17 protein-coding genes and 2 pseudogenes are annotated in these 17,401 nt (G+C 36.7%); 5 read left to right on the forward strand and 14 right to left on the reverse strand.

Going from position 1 to position 17,401, the window contains the following annotated elements; all coding sequences use genetic code 11:
• Positions 1-143: 143 nt before the first annotated feature.
• The gene (locus NKG37_RS03455; protein WP_254415798.1) at positions 144-875 is read right to left on the reverse strand and encodes a class I SAM-dependent methyltransferase; all 732 of its coding nucleotides are present in this window, start codon (positions 873-875) and stop codon (positions 144-146) included.
• A 220-nt stretch (positions 876-1,095) separates the two neighbouring features.
• The gene (locus tag NKG37_RS03460) at positions 1,096-1,581 is read right to left on the reverse strand and encodes a sigma-70 family RNA polymerase sigma factor (protein ID WP_169189291.1); all 486 of its coding nucleotides are present in this window, start codon (positions 1,579-1,581) and stop codon (positions 1,096-1,098) included.
• Between the two features lie 279 nt (positions 1,582-1,860).
• Between NKG37_RS03460 and trmL the strand changes: the two genes are divergently transcribed.
• Entirely contained in the window at positions 1,861-2,331 is a 471-nt protein-coding gene (gene trmL / locus NKG37_RS03465) for a tRNA (uridine(34)/cytosine(34)/5-carboxymethylaminomethyluridine(34)-2'-O)-methyltransferase TrmL (RefSeq protein WP_101729519.1), read from the forward strand.
• Between the two features lie 177 nt (positions 2,332-2,508).
• On the opposite strand, the gene NKG37_RS03470 is transcribed toward trmL, so the two are convergent.
• Together NKG37_RS03470 and NKG37_RS03475 are read right to left on the reverse strand one after the other, a co-directional pair.
• Entirely contained in the window at positions 2,509-2,661 is a 153-nt protein-coding gene (locus NKG37_RS03470; protein ID WP_016205090.1) for a hypothetical protein, read from the reverse strand.
• 220 nt (positions 2,662-2,881) lie between these two features.
• Positions 2,882-3,415 (reverse strand): dihydrofolate reductase family protein, encoded by a 534-nt coding sequence (locus NKG37_RS03475; protein ID WP_254415799.1) that lies wholly within the window; start codon positions 3,413-3,415, stop codon positions 2,882-2,884.
• A gap of 89 nt (positions 3,416-3,504) precedes the next feature.
• Between NKG37_RS03475 and NKG37_RS03480 the strand changes: the two genes are divergently transcribed.
• From NKG37_RS03480 to NKG37_RS03485, 3 genes and pseudogenes are all read left to right on the forward strand, one after another.
• Positions 3,505-4,464 carry a helix-turn-helix transcriptional regulator gene (locus tag NKG37_RS03480; protein ID WP_254415800.1) on the forward strand — a complete coding sequence of 320 codons (960 nt, stop codon included), beginning with the start codon at positions 3,505-3,507 and terminating at the stop codon, positions 4,462-4,464.
• A 259-nt stretch (positions 4,465-4,723) separates the two neighbouring features.
• Positions 4,724-5,130 (forward strand): annotated as a pseudogene (locus tag NKG37_RS26235) (Ger(x)C family spore germination C-terminal domain-containing protein).
• Complete coding sequence (locus NKG37_RS03485) at positions 5,123-6,157, forward strand: GerAB/ArcD/ProY family transporter (RefSeq protein WP_254415801.1); 1,035 nt, start codon at positions 5,123-5,125, stop codon at positions 6,155-6,157. The pseudogene NKG37_RS26235 and the gene NKG37_RS03485 overlap by 8 nt, the downstream one beginning before the upstream one ends.
• A 139-nt stretch (positions 6,158-6,296) precedes the next feature.
• On the opposite strand, the pseudogene NKG37_RS03490 reads toward NKG37_RS03485, so the two are convergent.
• The 4 genes and pseudogenes from NKG37_RS03490 to NKG37_RS03505 form a co-directional block, all read right to left on the reverse strand.
• Positions 6,297-7,421: pseudogene (locus NKG37_RS03490) on the reverse strand (IS4 family transposase).
• Positions 7,422-7,575: 154 nt separating this feature from the next.
• Positions 7,576-8,457 carry a DUF3800 domain-containing protein gene (locus tag NKG37_RS03495; RefSeq protein WP_254415802.1) on the reverse strand — a complete coding sequence of 294 codons (882 nt, stop codon included), beginning with the start codon at positions 8,455-8,457 and terminating at the stop codon, positions 7,576-7,578.
• Between the two features lie 389 nt (positions 8,458-8,846).
• Positions 8,847-9,032, reverse strand: coding sequence for a hypothetical protein (locus tag NKG37_RS03500; RefSeq protein ID WP_016205085.1), 186 nt, complete (start codon positions 9,030-9,032; stop codon positions 8,847-8,849).
• Between the two features lie 62 nt (positions 9,033-9,094).
• Entirely contained in the window at positions 9,095-10,492 is a 1,398-nt protein-coding gene (locus NKG37_RS03505) for a dihydroorotase (RefSeq protein WP_101729523.1), read from the reverse strand.
• Between the two features lie 176 nt (positions 10,493-10,668).
• On the opposite strand from NKG37_RS03505, the gene NKG37_RS03510 reads away from it, so the two are divergent.
• Positions 10,669-10,836, forward strand: a complete 168-nt coding sequence (locus NKG37_RS03510; RefSeq protein WP_254415803.1) for a hypothetical protein — start codon at positions 10,669-10,671, stop codon at positions 10,834-10,836.
• 22 nt (positions 10,837-10,858) lie between these two features.
• Here NKG37_RS03510 and NKG37_RS03515 read toward each other — a convergent pair whose 3' ends face one another.
• From NKG37_RS03515 to NKG37_RS03540, 6 genes are all read right to left on the reverse strand, one after another.
• The gene (locus tag NKG37_RS03515; RefSeq protein ID WP_254415804.1) at positions 10,859-11,776 is read right to left on the reverse strand and encodes a dihydroorotate dehydrogenase; all 918 of its coding nucleotides are present in this window, start codon (positions 11,774-11,776) and stop codon (positions 10,859-10,861) included.
• Positions 11,773-12,558 carry a dihydroorotate dehydrogenase electron transfer subunit gene (locus NKG37_RS03520; protein WP_254415805.1) on the reverse strand — a complete coding sequence of 262 codons (786 nt, stop codon included), beginning with the start codon at positions 12,556-12,558 and terminating at the stop codon, positions 11,773-11,775. The genes NKG37_RS03515 and NKG37_RS03520 overlap by 4 nt, the downstream gene beginning before the upstream one ends.
• A gap of 75 nt (positions 12,559-12,633) precedes the next feature.
• Positions 12,634-13,875, reverse strand: coding sequence for a Zn-dependent hydrolase (locus tag NKG37_RS03525; protein ID WP_016205081.1), 1,242 nt, complete (start codon positions 13,873-13,875; stop codon positions 12,634-12,636).
• Between the two features lie 60 nt (positions 13,876-13,935).
• Complete coding sequence (locus NKG37_RS03530) at positions 13,936-14,709, reverse strand: IclR family transcriptional regulator (RefSeq protein ID WP_254415806.1); 774 nt, start codon at positions 14,707-14,709, stop codon at positions 13,936-13,938.
• A gap of 141 nt (positions 14,710-14,850) precedes the next feature.
• Entirely contained in the window at positions 14,851-16,080 is a 1,230-nt protein-coding gene (locus NKG37_RS03535; RefSeq protein WP_101729580.1) for an MFS transporter, read from the reverse strand.
• Positions 16,081-16,789: 709 nt separating this feature from the next.
• Positions 16,790-17,299 carry a nucleoside deaminase gene (locus NKG37_RS03540; protein WP_254415807.1) on the reverse strand — a complete coding sequence of 170 codons (510 nt, stop codon included), beginning with the start codon at positions 17,297-17,299 and terminating at the stop codon, positions 16,790-16,792.
• Positions 17,300-17,401: the final 102 nt, after the last annotated feature.

Below are 17,401 nucleotides of genomic sequence, written 5' to 3' on the forward strand. Positions count from 1 at the left end.
TGGTAATTACTGGTTTCTTAACTTGATGACATTGGGACTCGTCCCCCAACTAGACAAAAAGGATATTTATTCTCCCACAAACATTTTACTCATACTATCCCAGTCCCTTTGCTTATAAAGTACACTCCGTTTAATAAACCGTCTTATTTTTCTGTTGAAAAAATTAAAAACATCGGTCTTCGCAGTTCATCTTTCATATTAGTACTATTCTTCAGCATTTCTTCAGAAGGAATTGGTTCTTTAACTTCCTTTATAATAAACCCAGCATTAATTAAGTCATTGACATAGGTCGAAAAAGTTCTATGATATTTTATAACATTCTCAGTAAGAAAGGTTGTTTCCCGCAAACCTTCTGATTGGTAATTATCAACGGCCCAATGTAGACGGTTCCCTTGGTCATCGTAATACCAATCTTGTTCGTTCCGAGAAGTGAAAATTGGATGTTCCACTGAAAATACGAACGAACCACCAGATTTTAGACAATGATAAACTTTTTTACAGATTGCTTCAAATGACTTAATATAATGAAAAGCCAATGAACTAATGACAACATCAAATTGTGCTTCTGAGAAATTTATGTCTTCAATTGGCATTTTGATGTAGGATATTGCAGAGTCATCTGTCATTCCCCGAGCCCTTTGTAGCATTTTTTCTGATATATCTACACCAATTACAGAACTTGCTTCCTGTTCAGGAGCATAACGGCAATGCCATCCGAACCCACATCCTAAATCAAGGACACTTTTATTTTGTAGATCAGGTATCATTTCTTTTAATATATGCCATTCTCCCGCAGCATCAAGTCCTTGAACTGAACGTGGCATTCTTTCATACGCAGAAAAGAAATTATTATCATCATATTTATTTTGTTTCATACTTTCCATCTCCTATCATTTAACATAGCCTCCTAAAACAATCACAACATCTACTTTAGGAGGCTAGCTATCTTCTTCTAACCAATTCTTTCACCTCATTTGAATAGTTAAAATTATTATGGCATAAATTCCTTTTAAGCTAAACTAAGTTCTAAATTAGAGTCATCTCTAAAGGTGCATTCATTTGAGGAAAACAGGAGAACCGTCCCCCCTGTATCCATTAGGACCACAGCGTTTGCTTTAACTTCTCTTTTGCTCCTTTCCTCCACCATTTAACTGCGGAAAGTGAGACTTGTTCTTTCTTCGCTATTTCTTTCACCGTCAGCTGATGAACAAAGGTAGCAATTACCCACTTTGTTTCTCCTTCGGTTAATTCATCGCAAAGTCCTTTGATATAGTCCTCTTCTTCCCGATATAAAACAGGACTTTCTATCATGGTCCAAAACGCTTCACTTGGGTAATCATTTCTTTCTGCTTCCCTTGTCCGGCGCTTCAACTCATCAAGAAATCTCCCTTGCATATGCCGATACAAATAATTGCTATATTTCCCCTTTTCCTTATTAAAATTTCTCCTTGTTTCCCAAATGCTTATTAAGCCAATTTGAAAAAACTCTTGTTTATCTTTATAAATCGCCAGCTTTTTCATCATATGGTGAATCATCGGTGTAAACTCCTCCACTAATTGCTCATAATTCTTCCCTTCCATACTCGTTTCCTTCTAGAAAAGTACTTTTCTTGCTTATTCCTAGGTACCTTTACTTTATGGAAAGAAAGGACTCTTTTCGATTGAAGAAAAAGAAAGTTACGAGGAGAAAAAGGAAATAAATGTTTAAAAATGGCGGCTAACTTGAAGTTATCGTGGGAGTTACTTGATAAATAGCACTATTTCATAGACAGATATCACTTGAATAAGCGAATTGAACCCTGCAACTTCTAGAAAATATGCTATAATTCGAAGGGGAAAATAAAGATAGAGGTGACATTTATGGCAATACACGTTGTATTGTATCAGCCAGAAATTCCGGCTAATACTGCCAATATTGCACGTACTTGTGCAGGAACAGAAACAGCCCTACATTTAATTCGACCACTTGGCTTTTCAACCGATGAAAAGATGATCAAACAAGCGGGACTAGATTTCTGGGAGACTATAAACATCACGTATTACGACTCATTTGATGATTTTTTTGTAAAAAATCAAGGTGAATTTTACTATATTGAAACATTCGCAGAAAAAACATATACATCCTATGATTTCACAGATCAATCAAAGAATTATTATTTTATCTTTGGAAAAGAAACAACCGGATTACCGAAAGACCTACTCGAAACACATAAAGACCATTTTTTACGAATACCAATGACAGAACATATCCGTTCACTGAACCTTTCAAATACAGCAGCAATATTGGTATTCGAAGCATTGCGACAGCAGGGATATCCAAATTTAAGATAAAAGGGAAGCAGAGGGGGCGTTTTACTGCTTCCCTTAATGTATTTTCTTGGTGCCTGACACCTGCATGATGATTGAATTTTTTTCAGTTAGGGTATATTATTATATATAAGAATTAAACTAAAAAAACCAAGGAGCTGGAACTCCTTGGACAACTACTTACGAGTGGTATGCTAAATTTTATTTAGAAGAACCACCCTTTTGCTTCCTACGGCGCGGGGTGGTTTTTCGTTTGTTCTTTTTTCTGCTTGCTATGCGCTTTGCAATGCCTGCAGCCAGAGTAGTAAAAAAGGCTTTTGCCACTTCTTTGAGTAAGTCCAATACGAAATCCATTGGTATATCACCTCCTTTCCCTTTAAATCAGGAAAAGAGTGCATACCACCCGCACCTATGTAGTTGTAAGAATAGTATAACACAGAGAAAATATTGGTTGGATAGTAATAGTTTATACAATCGTTATAGACCATCATATGTTAACCATTCGAAGTTCAGTTAATCATTCATTCCTCTTTATACTGGAAGACTAGTTTATATGACTTTAGTTAGTTTTTCTCTACCTTCTCCTTTTATAATGTAGCTCTACAAATTGATTGAAACATCTCGTTCCCTTTAAATATAGCTCCAATTGATATTCATCTTCTTTAAACAAAGGAACTCCTTCTCCTATTATTGTTGGGGCGATTGTAATGATAAACTCATCCACTAACTTTTCTTTGATAAACGAGTGTAATAGATCTCCCCCACCAACAATCCAAATGTTCTTCCCCTCTTCATTTTTTAATTTATTTGTAAAATCGATTATGTCTTCCTTTATATATTTAACATCCTCCGTATCCTCGTTTTCCTGTCTCGAAAATACGTAACATTCCTTATTTTTATATGGGAACTCTTCCGTCATATGAGTGATGATCCAATCATATGTTTTTCTTCCCATTAGAATCGTATCTACCGTTTCGTAGAATTCAGAAATTCCATTGTCCCCTTCACCTTCTACTTTAAATAACCAATCTAATGAATCATCCTTTGTAGCAATATAACCGTCCAGACTTGTTGCGATGAATAATACAATATTTCGCTGTTTTCGCATATACTTTCCTCCTAAAAAGTTTGATATTTATAGTATAATGCTCAATAATGACATCCTTTGTCATATATGAAATTTTTAGAGGTGGTTGTATGCGGGCTGATCGGTTGCTATCCATTTTGCTCCTCTTACAAAATAGAGGAAAAATGACAACAAAGGAATTAGCTAAGGAATTGGAAGTTACGGAGAGAACGATACATCGGGACATGGAAGCATTAAGTGCAACGGGCATACCTATTATAGCTGTGAGGGGAAAATCTGGCGGTTGGAAATTACTTGACCAGTATCGCACGAATTTAACTGGATTAAAGTATGATGAAATAATATCTTTGCTTATTTCTCCTTCTATTCAATTGCTCTCCGATCTAGATTTATCGAAGGAATGGTATGATGCTCGTCAAAAAATGGTTGCTGCACTACCAAACTCTTTTCGCAAAGGATCCCTCGATGTTTGGAATCGCATCCACATAGACACTTCCGCCTGGAAGCAACCATCTGAAAAAATTGACTCCTTTAAAATTTTGCAGGAAGCGATTTGGCAGGAAAAAGTACTGCAGATAAAATATGAACGAGCAGATGGTAAGGAGATTTTTCGAACAGTCGATCCTTTAGGATTGGTAGCAAAAGGTAGTACTTGGTACTTAATTGCTTCCTCAGACGAAAAGATACGAAATTACCGAGCTTCAAGACTCCTTACTGTAGAGATGACAGATAAATTTTTTACGAGACCGGATGACTTTCATTTGGAAAAATACTGGGTGGAATCAACGCAAAACTTCATTAACACTCTCCCTGAATATAAGGCAGAGGTGGAAGTGTCACCATCAATCGTTCACAGAATGAAATTCACTGGACGTTTTGTGCAAATAGAAAATATAGAACCACCGACTGCCGATGGATGGATACCCGTAAGTCTTCGCTGTGATACGGAACAAGAAGCAATTGCTTATATCCTTGGTTTCGGTGACCAAATCAGAGTCATCTTCCCTAACTCATTGCAACAGGAAATTTATCAGATGGCTAGAAAAATCGTTGCGTTTTATAAATCGTAAAGGGAAAGAATATCAACGTTGAAAAAATTAAAACTATTATAAAGTGAATGTATCTTCCTTCTCTAGCTTTAGCATGAACATTCTTAAAGGAATCAGTGGAACCGTCCGAGACCACTGAAAAAGTCTTTTTTCGTGCGAAATGAAGAGCAAGCATATTTGAAAGGGAAAATAAGGTTGGTTTGGAGAGGCGTCCGCTCGACTCCTATTAGAAGAAGAGGACGCAACACTCATCAAACTAATTCAGGACCAATCCAAGGAAATCTTCTTTCCAGTACCTATTGAAAGGGATGGGAAAGAAGCCAGTATCACATTAAAAAGCTTACGTGGAAAATCCAACATAAAATCTAATCATAATGATATTGTCCTATTAAGGCTAAAGCTTGATACCATCATACTTGATTATCCTGAATGGATAAAGCTTCCGGATGATTACGCATTTTTAGAGAAAGAAATAAAAAATTTTTTCAAAAAAAATATCAAGAACTATTTAAGCAATTCCAAGACAATCACGTTGATCCTCTAGGAATTGGTGATATCTATAGAAGTAAAAATAAGAATTGGAACGAGAAAGTTTTCTATAATAAGAGGTATCCAAACTTAAAACTTGAATCAACTATTAAGATAGATATATTGCAATCAGGCGTGGGAGAAGATACTTATGAGTAATGAGAAAATAAAAATTAGAGAAAGTCTAACTCTATCTCCATTTTTCCTTTTCTTTCTCATTCACTCCTCACAAACCGGCATTGGTATGTTAAGCATGCAAAGAGATATTGCTAAATACGCGGAACAAGACGCTTGGATAGGAATAGTGATTGCTGGATTATATCTTCATGTCATATTTTTAATGCTCTTTAAAATTTTAGCAAGCTCTAATAATGGTGATGTTATTTCCCTACACCAACAATACTTTGGCAATATCTTGTCTATGGTCTTTGTAGTTTACTTTTTTTTATTGCTTTTACTTGTATTTAGGTCTTATATTGAAATATTGCAAATTTGGGTATACTCCATTGTTGCTCCATGGGAAATTGGGTTAGTGATTGCCGTGGTAATTTTTTATATCGTATTAGGTGGGTTTAGAGTGATTGCCGGAATATCATTCTGGAGTACATTAATACCGATTATTTTAGTTTTCGTACTAGGATATACACTAAAGTTTAGTCACTTTTCTAATTTACAACCCTTTTTTAATCATGATATCAAAGAAATACTGTTGTCTTCTAAAGAAGGAATCATTTCCTTTGTTGGTTTTGAAACCGTCCTATTATTTTTTCCTTTTATTAAAAAAGGGAAGAGTACAAAAAGATGGGCACATTTAGGATTGCTATTTACAACCCTGACCTATCTTATTTTAACGATCATAACGTATGCTTTTTATAATCAAGGAATGCTGAAATATATAATATGGCCAACACTCTCCATGACAAAAATTGTTCAAGTTCCTTTTATTGAACGATTCGAATATATTTTCATTTTCTCATGGTTACTTGTTGTAATGCCTCCAATGTGTTTATGTATTTGGGCTATAACACGAAGTTTGAAGGAAATGCTGAATATCAAATCAAGTTTTTCCTTAACAGGGATACTTGTGCTAGTAAATATCCTTTCTATATTATTGATTGACCGAGACTCGATTCATTTCGTCAAAAAAGCAACAACTCAATTAAGTATATATATACTATTTCACTAGCGTCGCATAAACATTGACGGAATTTTCCGTTATTAATTATCCTTACTTTTGAGTAAAAAGAAAGATGATTAAACATAGGTAGTAAACATCCATTTTTTCACTATACCTTGTGGCGAGTGTGATAGAGACAGTGATTGGCTTATGGGACAGTGTTTCCCCCTATTTTTCTCAACCAAATGTGTTCCGGTTTCCATAAAGCTGCTTTCAAATAACGACTAATTTGTAAGTACGATCGCTTACTTTTCGTGTTCCGTTGAGCCAGTACATTCAAGCAATAGACGATCATCGCTATATACACTTGGTTGTGCACAGCTTGTTCACTCTGTCCAAAGAATTTTTTGATATTCAAATGCTCTTTCATCCATTTGAAAAACAGTTCAATGGCCCACCGTGATTTGTAAAGTTCAGCGATTTCATCCGCACTTAAATCAAAACGATTCGTTAACAAGTGTAGCTCATTTCCTTTTGTATCCTATACTTTGATCAAACGGAAAACATTCTCCGATCGATTTTGTGTGGTTCCAATGACGACCATCTCATCCGATAACACAGAAGAATCTTCTGGTAACGAGAGTGTTTCAAGGCTACGTACAACCGCATTTTTACGCAGTCGAGAGACGAAGAAATAGCCTTCATCTGTCATGCGATCGAATCGTTCATAGTCCAAGTATCCACGATCAAACACATACATGCATTCTTTGTCATCGACCAGGATCTCAAGCTGGCCTCGGTCATGTTCGTTGGCATTTGTAAGCACGGATTGATCTGGATAGGAATGACCTTTTTCCATAAATACGAGGCGTAGATGGAGCTTCACACCAGATTTGGTTTTTCGAAATTTTGCCCACTTATGATTGTTCAAGTTTAATGGTAATGTACTGGAATCAATAATTTTAAGAGGTGTTGTCGTTTTTCGTCTCGCTTGAAAATCAGTCTTCCGATGAATTTGCTTGACTAAATCAAGAAAAATAGTTTGGAAAAACTCCGTTGGAACCAGATTTAATCGTCTACCCAGTTGAGAGAAACTAATGGAATCAAGTTGAGTGGCGTTTTGTAATTCTTCTGAAAACACGCAATCACTTAATGCACACAAACTCTCCGTTTCATGGAGTTGTGCATATAGTAGTAATTTCAAAAAGGAAGTCATATGCAGCTTCTTCGTATAGTAATTTAATTGATAGTTTTTCACTTGTTCCTCCAACAAATTGTTGGAAATAGGTGAAAGCCATTGTTCAAATGATGTTTTTCGTGTAAACTTATCCATGCGTTAGTCCTTTATTTTGGATTTGGATAGGTTACTACCACCAACCCATTATAAAGGCTTTTTTTATAGAAAAGTTTATTTGCGGAAAATTTAATTTATTTAGCTATGTTGAATTATTTTAATGCGACACTAGTGATTTTCCATGTATAATTAATCACCATTCTTTGCTTTTTAGAAAGGTATTTCGCCCTATGCCACTTAGTTGATCTTTATATCCAAGTAATTGTCTCAATCTTGTATTAGGATACTTCATTTTTATTCTTAATTCCTTCGTAGTAATAGTTGGTTCCATAGTTAAAATTTCTTGGACCTTGACTATTTCACTAATATCATAATTGATCTTGTATACCATAAACGGAGATAGGTATTCAGCAATATTAATACGTGTTAGTTCTTCATTTCCAGTCCATTTAAATAGACGCACTTGTTCCTGAAACCTTTTAATATTAGCATTTTCCATTAAAAAACGATAAATCAAATCACTTTTAACAATAGTTCGATCAGTATCTTCTAGGTAACTTTCTTCAAGTAAGAAGACTACTATACCGATAAATGTATCAATGATTTGAAGAGGAATTGATTTACTAGAGTCCTGAGAAATTACTTTATTTACTCTATAATTTTTATTTCTATATGCGGAATGTGCATTCATTTGTTCAATTATCTTATCATTAAGAAATAACTTGTCATATTCGTCATTACGATCAATTTTAATCTTCACTTCTACCAATTCATTAGTTTGATTATCTAGATGGGAAAGGTCTCTAGTTAATCCGTAAAATAATCTCTCTGGTATTTTAATATAAAACAGGTTCCTTAGTTCAGAAGCATTTAGGCCAATTTTTGTTGCAGAGGTCAATGCATCCTCATTGTTGACTATTAGTATGTTTATTCGTATATTCTCAAAAATTTTTCTGATCTTATTAACTATCATTGCTAATGATTTATCTGTTCCACTATAAGCACCATAGTAAGAAAACTCTTTATTAAATTGATCAATTTTATTCGATTCATCAAAATAGATTAAGTAATTCATGTTTTTCCCCTTTGAATTAAAATATTGACTTTTAGTACATAGATGTTATAATTACAGAATAAATTAATATTGATAGTTACTTTCTCTGCTACCGTATTGTAGTGCTGGTAACTATAATCGTAAAGATAGCTTTTCCCCGCTACCGTTTTGTGGGGCTGAGCTATTTTTTATTTGTTTATTTTTTTTATCTCTGAACTTGTACTTATGAATAAATTAATTATACCAAACGTACGTTCCATTAGTCTAGCTATCGCCATTCAGGCAAAATAAAAAATCTCCCAATAAGACGGAAGATTTTTCATTTTAAGGAAGCGAGTTATTCAGCTCTCCCCCTTCTACTCCTTCAAATAATTAAAGGTATCCGTAGAACCGCCCCCCCAGCTTCCTCCTCACAACCGCTGCAGTCGAAGTTCCTGAATAAATGAATCATAATCAATCTCTAATGTATCACAATTGCTCTTCACTTCTTCAAAGAAATCAAACTCCCTATCTACTGGGCGGTCGCGGTTTTCGTAATAAAAGTTAATTAAGTGGTATAGTTTTACAAAGGAATCTAGCTTTTCTTTTTTATTCATTTATCCTCTCTCCTCCTGTTTTTTGAAAACAGTCTTTTTATCTACTAAACCGAAAACTTGCTTTATCTCCCTGGCACCACAATCCTCCCAGTTGGTTGGCTTATGATTTCCCCATTGTCCATCACTTTTATTCCTCGGACAATTGTGGCTACTGGCATTCCGGTAATGGGGGTTTGGTCGTATGCTGTTACTTTACTTTTGCTATGGAGCTGTTCTCTTTTAATAGTATGTTTTTTATTCCTATCTACTATAGTAATATCTGCATCTGTTCCTACCAGTAATGATCCTTTTTGTGGATAGATTCCATATTGTTTTGCTGGATTTTCGGAGAGTAGCTTACATGCATCGACTAAAGAGATTTTTTCTTCGCTTACTGCATTTAATAATAATGGTGCAAGGGTTTCTACTCCACACATTCCAGCAGGGATATCCCATAAACTTCCTTCCTTTTCTTCTTCCGTGTGTGGAGCATGGTCAGAACACACAATCGATACTGTTCCGTCCTGAATCCCTCTCCACAGCTCCTCTTGGTCCTTTTTATATTTAACAGGTGGATATACTTTCATTTGTGGGCCTACTCTTTCATAATCCTCATTGGATAAAAAGAGATAATGTGGACAAGTTTCTGATGTAATATTCGCATAGCCATCTGCTTGTGCTTGTCTTACTAGCTTAACTCCTTCGCCTGTACTTACATGGAGAATATGCAGCCTCGTTCCAAGTTTTTTCGCCAGGGCAATGCCAGATTGAATCGTCATTTCCTCTGCTAGGTTGGGACGTCCTTGAAGAAGTGCTTTATAATCTCTTTTTCCCGAAGCCTCTACTTCCTCTGTCAGCCTTTGAATAATTTGATTATTTTCCGCATGAATGGCAAGAATTTGTCCTGTTTTTTGCACCTCTCGGAAAATACTATATACCTCTCCATCTGAGAGGGGCGGAATTACGCCTTCGTCCCCATCCTTATAGTTATACATTAACTGATAAGTCTCTTTATTAATCGCATAGCCCCAGAAAAACTTAAAGCCGATAACACCAGCATGATGAAGGGGAACGATATCCGCTTTATTGGCATCTCCTAAGCAAATGCCCCATATCCCGAAGTCCACATGTGCCTTCGATGTAAGATTTTCCTTTTGCTTCTCAAAATTGTCCACATTATTAATAGGCGGATTGGTGTTGGGCATTTCAAAAACAGTTGTGATCCCCCCAGCAGCTGCTGCCTTGGTACTGTAGTAAAAATCCTCTTTATAAGTGGGACCTGGATCTCTTGAATGAACATGTGTATCGATAAAGCCAGGGCAGACATACAATCCTTCTCCATCCGTTACTTCCAAAGCTTCTCCCGTTAACTCTTCCTTAGAGATAGCAGCAATTTTTCCATCTTTTATGTAAAGATGCCCTTTATCAAATCCACTTCCAGTATATAAATAGCCATTTTTTATGACATGATCCCACAACATTTTCTCCACTCCTTTTTTCATGTTTTAAAAGTTGATTTATCAGCTAATTTTGTATGAATATCAGCCAAACTTCTGATTTATCAGCCAATTCTTCATGAATATCAGCCAAACTTCTGATTTATCAGCCAATTCTTCATGGATATCAGCCAAACTTCTGATTTATCAGCCAATTCTTCATGGATATCAGCCAAACTTCTGATTTATCAGCCAATTCTTCATGGATATCAGCCAAACTTCTAATTTATCAGCCAACTCTTCATGGATATCAGCCAAATCCACGATTTATCAGCCAATTCTTCACAAATATCAGCCAAACCCACAATTTATCAGCCAATTCTTCATAAAATATCAGCCAACCCCCACTCCCTACGCTTGATGAACCAGCACTCCACCGATTATCTCTTCTATCTCTTTTATTCCATGCAACTTCATATACGCTTCCATCTCTTCCCGTATCGTTATCATCGCTTCGGGATCAACAAATGAAGCCGTGCCAATTTGAACAGCAGAGGCACCCGCTAGCATTAACTCTATTGCATCCTCACCAGTCATGATACCACCACATCCGATAATCGGGAGGGAGGTAGCCTGATATACTTGATAAACCATTCGCACAACAAGTGGCAAAATGGCAGGGCCAGAATATCCGCCCATAATATTGCTGATTTTCGGTTTTCGTGAATGAACATCGATAGACATTGCCAAAAAAGTATTAGAAACCGTTAAAATATCGGCGCCGGCAGCTTCACACGCTCGAGCAATTTCCGTAATACTAGTTACATTGGGTGATAACTTCGGAATAAGCGGCTTATTTGTCACTTTTCGTACACGCGTTACTAATTCATATGTGACAGATGGATCCATTCCAAAAGCTAAACCGTTATTTTTCAAATTCGGACAAGAAATATTTAATTCGATAGCATCCACATCCCCCATTTCACCAAGTTCCTCGCAAACCTCAGCAAATTCTTCCATACTTTCTGCTGAAACACTCGCAATAAATGGTGTAGAAAAAGAAGCATAAAAAGGGACCGTCTTTTTCTTAAAATACGTTAACCCCTCACTTTGAATCCCAATCGAATTGATCATGCCACCAGCCTTCGTTTCACAGATACGCGGAGTTGGATTGCCTGTTCGCCGATGCTTCGTAATACTTTTGGGGATAATCGCACCAATCTGATTAACATCAATATAGTTAGTCATCTGTTCCGCAAATGTTCCCGATGCAGGCATTAATGGATTTTTCAAATGAAGATTACCTAACGTTACTTCCAAGCCACTCATGCAAAAACCACCTTCTCTAAAGGAAAGACTGGTCCTTCCAAACAAATACGTACAGGACGAATCCGTTCCTCTTCTTCTATTTGACAAACACATCCGTAGCAAGAACCAATCCCGCATCCCATATTTTCTTCCAAGGCAATTTCAGCAAATAGTTGATGTTCACAAGCCACTTGCTTCATTAATACCGATAATCTTCGTGAACCACATGTATAGATTCCATCTATCTTTTTTTCTTTTATCAGAGCTTCTGCTAAAAGTTTTACACAACGAGGATCACTAGTTCCATCCTCATCATTTACAAAGATCGCCTCAACCCCCGCTTCCTTTAACTCCGCTTCCACTAAATAATCCTCTTTTGCTCTGGCACTTATAATAGCAAAACACGAAATATTCTTACTTTTCGCTTTAAATGCCAGTGCAGAAAGTGTGGCAATCCCTACGCCTCTTGCAACGACAAGAATATTTTCACTTTCTTCTTTCAAGCTAAACCCCTTGCCCAATGGTCCCAATATATCAAGCATTTCTTGCGGTTTTCGCTGCGCTAATGCCTTCGTCCCTACGCCCTTCACTAGATAAAGAAACTCCAATGTACATTCTTCTTCATTGATGCGAAAAATACTGAGCGGTCTGCGAAGCAAAGGCTTGGCATCATCGCTACATTTTATATGAAAAAATTGCCCTGCTTGGACGGGGAATAACTGTTTATTTGGGACTTTTACTTTTAGATGAAAATATCGTCTGCTTACTTGCTGGTTTGATAAAATTTCCGCCTTCACTGCCATCCTTATCTCCCCTTTCTCTTGCTGTACTGATCTAGCAAAAAGTGTGTATCCGTGTAGACCACGTTTGCTTGTACTCTATGAAGACAGATCTACTGCCTGCTGTAAAACAGCTGCCTCTAACACATCGATTCCGGTCAATATATCGTCTAAATCGGTATGCTCATCTGGATGATGACTAATTCCGTTTAAAGACGGAATAAAGATTAAGCCTACCGGCCCCAATGAAGTCATATTCATGGCGTCATGCCCTGCCCCACTTTGCATCCATTGATAAGGAAGACTTTTGTCCTGACAAATTTTTTCTACTTGCAGGGAAAGTTCCTCCGATAAATGGACAGGATCTTCCTTACTAATCTCCTGCGATATAATCTCTAATCCTCTTCTTTCCTTTACATCTTCCAACTTTTTAGACAGAGCATTGAGTACCTTATTTCTTGAGACGATGGAAGTGGAGCGAATGTCTACTTTCATTTCCACTATCCCTGGGACAACGTTCATCGCCCCCATCGGAATGGAAAGAACCCCAATTGTTGCGACTGTTCCATGATGCTGTTCTTGTTTAGCTGCTGTTTCTAAAGCGAGTGCTATTTCACTTGCTCCAAGCAAGGCATCCTTCCGCATATTCATTGGTGTTGTACCAGAATGAGAAGCTGCTCCCTTTACTTCAATAATGAGTCGAACGGGTGCGGCAATCCCTGTTACAATCCCAATTTTCTTATTGTTGTTTATAAGAATAGGACCTTGTTCAATATGTAGTTCAAAGAAAGCCTTAAAGCGTTCCTGCGACCGACTCGCTAAATCCAATTGATCAAATCGTAACGCACAAAGCGAAAGAGCTTTTTCAAAAGTGATTCCATCCTTGTCCTTTAGCTGCTGGTACTTTTCTTTGTGCAAGGTTCCTGCCATTGCCTTACTTCCCACCGTAGACACACCGAATCTCGAGGATTCTTCACAAGCAAATGAAATAATTTCAATCGGATGATCGGTTTCAATCTTTTGTTCGTTTAGTCGTTTTATTACTTCTAATCCCGCAGTAACTCCAACTACCCCATCGTATTTCCCGCCTTGGTAAACCGTATCGAGATGGGAACCTATTACTACTGGCGGAAGTTTTTTATGCTTCCCTTCTCTTTTGGCAATAATATTTCCGGCATAATCCATCCTAATTTCTAGCCCCTCATTTTTGCACAATCGCATAAATGCATGACTGCATGCCTGTTCCTCATTCGTAAAGGCAACTCTCGTAATCCCTTTACTTCCCGAATTATATTGATTCATATTATTCAAAAGCTCTTCATATCTTCTTTTTCGATCCATCTTTCTATCTCCTTGATTATGAACTTTGGAGAAAAAATAGCCGTTTACTCCACCCTCTCTTTATAAGCGAATAGAACTTAATAGATGCATAGATTTCATATGCTCGCTGGCCTCTTTCGCCACTTCATTTATTTGTTTCACTAATTTTTCTTGATACATCTCGATATATTCACTTTCTCCAACGATACTGATACTGACATTCGTTTTTTTCTCATCGTAAAATATCGGCGCAGAAATGGCAGATACACCTATTTCCAATTCTTCTACGCAAAAGGCAAGTTGGGAATGATAGATTTCGTTTAATTCCTTTTTTATGTCGTGAGGATTAGTTTTGGTGTATGGAGTGGCAGCTTCAAAGGATGTTTCTTGCACGATTTTCTCTATAGTCGCTTCCTCTTGATAGGCTACAATTACTTTTGCTGCAGCTGCACAATGAATCGGCATCCGTTGTCCCACATGCACAAAATACTTATTACGTAAATCTGATGGCTGATGGGTATAAACACAGTACACATCTCCCCCATGATATCTACAAATGAAGGTATAAAGATTGGTTTGATTTGATAATTTTTCTCCATACCTGCCTAATAGTTTAATAGGGTCCTGCAATCTTAAAAATTGACTTCCCCACAACATCGTTTTCGGTCCAAGATAGTATTGTTTAGTAGCTTTATCCTGGATAACAAGCTGCTGTTCACACATACTTGTAAGCATTCGATGAATGGTACCCTTACTTAAATTGGTCTCTCTCGCAAGTTCACTAACTCCCATCCCCATATTCGAACCAGAAGAAAGGCAGTCCATTACATCTGTAAAGCGATTTAGCCATTCCATGCCTTTTCTCTCCTTTAAAAATAAGTTTCTCTTGGCGGAACACTGTTCCATTTTTTTAGAATAAGAGAAGGTGCCATAAATACACCCTTCTCCCTCACAAAAAATATAGATAAAACGTAAATGGAACCATCCCTCTGCCTGTTATACAATCTCTTTATCCTTCGATTCAGGAATTAAAAAGATAAAGGCTAATGCAGATAAAATATAGACACCAGATAATAAGCTAAGTGCATAGCTTAAAGAATGATTGAGCGAAATATAACCAATAATAAATGGCGCAAATCCCGCAATGGCTCTTCCGACATTAAAAATAATATTTTCCGCAGTCGAGCGAACTTCTGTATTATAATGCTCCGCTAGAAGTGCACCATATCCACCCATCATTCCATTTACAAAGAATCCTAATACTCCACCAAGAAGCAATAAGGCTGCCATTGAAGTAACTTGGAAATAGATCCAAACAATGATTGCTGCTGCAATCAAGAAAGTTATATAAGATGGTCTACGGCCAATTTTATCTGCTAAATAACCAAAAATTAAGATACCGATAATCATGCCAATAATCGTCGTTACAGTCCACAACGTTGTTTTATTAAAATCATAGCCTAGTTCTGATGCAAGCATGGTCGGCATCCAAGTCATAATGCCATAAAACCCAAAATTTTGAACGCTTGTAGCGATAATTAAGCCAATCGTTATCTTCGTTGTTTCCTTTGAAGCAAATAACTGTCCAATCGCTATCTTATTTTTATTTTCTTCCTTCAGTTTTGTCCAAATCTCTGGTTCCTTTAAATTTCTACGGGACCAAAAAGCAAAAATTGCTGGTAAAACCCCTGCAAGAAAGACACCATGCCATCCGAATTTTGGGGCAACAAACAATACCGTTAAAGTAGCAAGAACAATCCCTAATTGAAATCCAACCGCTACAACAGAAGTAGCACGAGATCGATACTTCTTCGGCCAAGTCTCACTTACGAGTGTCATCCCAATTCCAAATTCTCCCCCAAGCCCTAAACCAGCTAAAAAACGAAAGACGGCAAATGTTTCTAAATTAGGCGCAAAAGCACATAAACCTGTAAAAACAGAAAAAATTAAAATAGTCCAAGTAAACACTCGTACTCGCCCATATTTATCAGCCATTACCCCAAACACAATCCCACCAATTACAGCACCTAGCAAAGTAATCGTAGAAAGACTTCCCGCCTGAGCTTGATTAATGCCAAAAAAAGCAATAATAAGTGGCAGCGTATAAGCCAAGATCATCATATCCAACCCATCCATGGCATAGCCAACCGTTGAAGACCATAATGTTTTCCACTGATAACCCGTTATTTTCTTTTCTGGTACCTCTGTTGTTTCATATGCTTTCATATTCACTGGATAAATCCTCCCCTTAACAAAATTTCATTCTATCCTTCTAAAAAAAGACTCCCATCTTTCTAGCAGAAGTAATAAATAATCCCTATCTCCTCTCCTAAAATACAATCTATCATGTCTTTCTACCGTCAAATGTTTCACTGAACGGAACGATGTTTCAGAATTAAGTAGCATAAACGTATGATACTACTAAGTTTTTTGGAAATCTATTATATTGTCAGAAAATATGACAATATTTTTTATTTTCAGTTTTTTAAAGGTGGAATCAATCATGCAAATACCCCCATCTGGAAATTAGATGAGGGTATCAACAATTTATAAATTTAATTTTAGGAATTATTCCATATATATTATGGTTATTAAACGGCAAAATAGCTTCAATTTTAGCTCGTTTTAATTTAATCATTGGAATTAAAGAAATGTTAAACAATTGCGGATTTGCTTCAAAAAGCAGTTGTATATACTCAGCTCTGTTCCTTGATGTCTTTTAATTCCTCGATTAGGTCTCGCCAATTAAAATAATCATCGGGTTCATCAAGTTCATACGGGTCTTTTAAAATCTGGTATGTATTTTACATATGCTTCAATTTCTTAGGTGATCCAAAGTACTTATCGTCATTTCTTGTCTGAATATAATTCTTATCATAAGTAGATTTTCCAGAAAGGGACTCTGTTACGGAGTCCCTTATTCATTTAATCCCTTTTATTGAATAGCCGCTTTTCGTAAGTTTATAACATTATTAGGATTTGATGACCATAGTTTCATCAATTCCATTTGTCTCTCTTTCAGATCATCAAAAGGTTCTTCAACTACTTCAACCTCACAGAATTTCTTATCAAATACTTTTGTACCTTGTATTTTTTTATAACCGCCGAAACCCATATCGTCGTTAAGTAACCAGACTACTCTTTTAATATTGGCAAATAATATACCACCAGTGCACATCGGACAAGGTTCCAAAGAGATATAAATCGTAAACTTTTCACGATTAACTTTTGCATTAAATATTGATTTTCCAGCATTTCGAATTGCATCAATTTCAGCGTGAGCTGTTGCATCTTGTTGAGTATGTACTCTGTTACGACCTTTCGCAACTAAGTTATAGTTTTCATCTACTATAACTGCTCCGATTGGATATGTATTCTCGTTAAGTGCTTTTGCTGCTTCTTGCAGTGCTAACTCCAAAAAATATCTATCTCTATCAATATTCAATAGTATCATCCTCTCTTGAGCTACCTTTCTCGCTATATAGCCCTTTATCCTTCACAAAAAGAAAAATTGAGCTTTGTGGCGCCTATTACTTGCTTTTGAATC

The sequence above is a fragment of the Niallia sp. RD1 genome (genome assembly GCF_024219955.1).
In the GTDB taxonomy this organism is placed as follows: domain Bacteria; phylum Bacillota; class Bacilli; order Bacillales; family Cytobacillaceae; genus Niallia; species Niallia alba.

Coding starts and splice junctions, on each gene's coding strand:
- trmL (WP_101729519.1), top strand. CDS start 1,861: ATGGCAATACACGTTGTATTGTATCAGCCAGAAATTCCGGCTAATACT.
- NKG37_RS03480 (WP_254415800.1), top strand. CDS start 3,505: ATGCGGGCTGATCGGTTGCTATCCATTTTGCTCCTCTTACAAAATAGA.
- NKG37_RS03520 (WP_254415805.1), bottom strand. CDS start 12,558: ATGGCAGTGAAGGCGGAAATTTTATCAAACCAGCAAGTAAGCAGACGA.
- NKG37_RS03505 (WP_101729523.1), bottom strand. CDS start 10,492: ATGTTGTGGGATCATGTCATAAAAAATGGCTATTTATATACTGGAAGT.
- NKG37_RS03475 (WP_254415799.1), bottom strand. CDS start 3,415: ATGCGAAAACAGCGAAATATTGTATTATTCATCGCAACAAGTCTGGAC.
- NKG37_RS03500 (WP_016205085.1), bottom strand. CDS start 9,032: ATGAATAAAAAAGAAAAGCTAGATTCCTTTGTAAAACTATACCACTTA.
- NKG37_RS03510 (WP_254415803.1), top strand. CDS start 10,669: ATGGATATCAGCCAAACTTCTGATTTATCAGCCAATTCTTCATGGATA.
- NKG37_RS03525 (WP_016205081.1), bottom strand. CDS start 13,875: ATGGATCGAAAAAGAAGATATGAAGAGCTTTTGAATAATATGAATCAA.
- NKG37_RS03530 (WP_254415806.1), bottom strand. CDS start 14,709: ATGGAATGGCTAAATCGCTTTACAGATGTAATGGACTGCCTTTCTTCT.
- NKG37_RS03495 (WP_254415802.1), bottom strand. CDS start 8,457: ATGAATTACTTAATCTATTTTGATGAATCGAATAAAATTGATCAATTT.
- NKG37_RS03455 (WP_254415798.1), bottom strand. CDS start 875: ATGAAACAAAATAAATATGATGATAATAATTTCTTTTCTGCGTATGAA.
- NKG37_RS03515 (WP_254415804.1), bottom strand. CDS start 11,776: ATGAGTGGCTTGGAAGTAACGTTAGGTAATCTTCATTTGAAAAATCCA.
- NKG37_RS03485 (WP_254415801.1), top strand. CDS start 5,123: ATGAGTAATGAGAAAATAAAAATTAGAGAAAGTCTAACTCTATCTCCA.
- NKG37_RS03460 (WP_169189291.1), bottom strand. CDS start 1,581: ATGGAAGGGAAGAATTATGAGCAATTAGTGGAGGAGTTTACACCGATG.
- NKG37_RS03470 (WP_016205090.1), bottom strand. CDS start 2,661: ATGGATTTCGTATTGGACTTACTCAAAGAAGTGGCAAAAGCCTTTTTT.
- NKG37_RS03535 (WP_101729580.1), bottom strand. CDS start 16,080: ATGAAAGCATATGAAACAACAGAGGTACCAGAAAAGAAAATAACGGGT.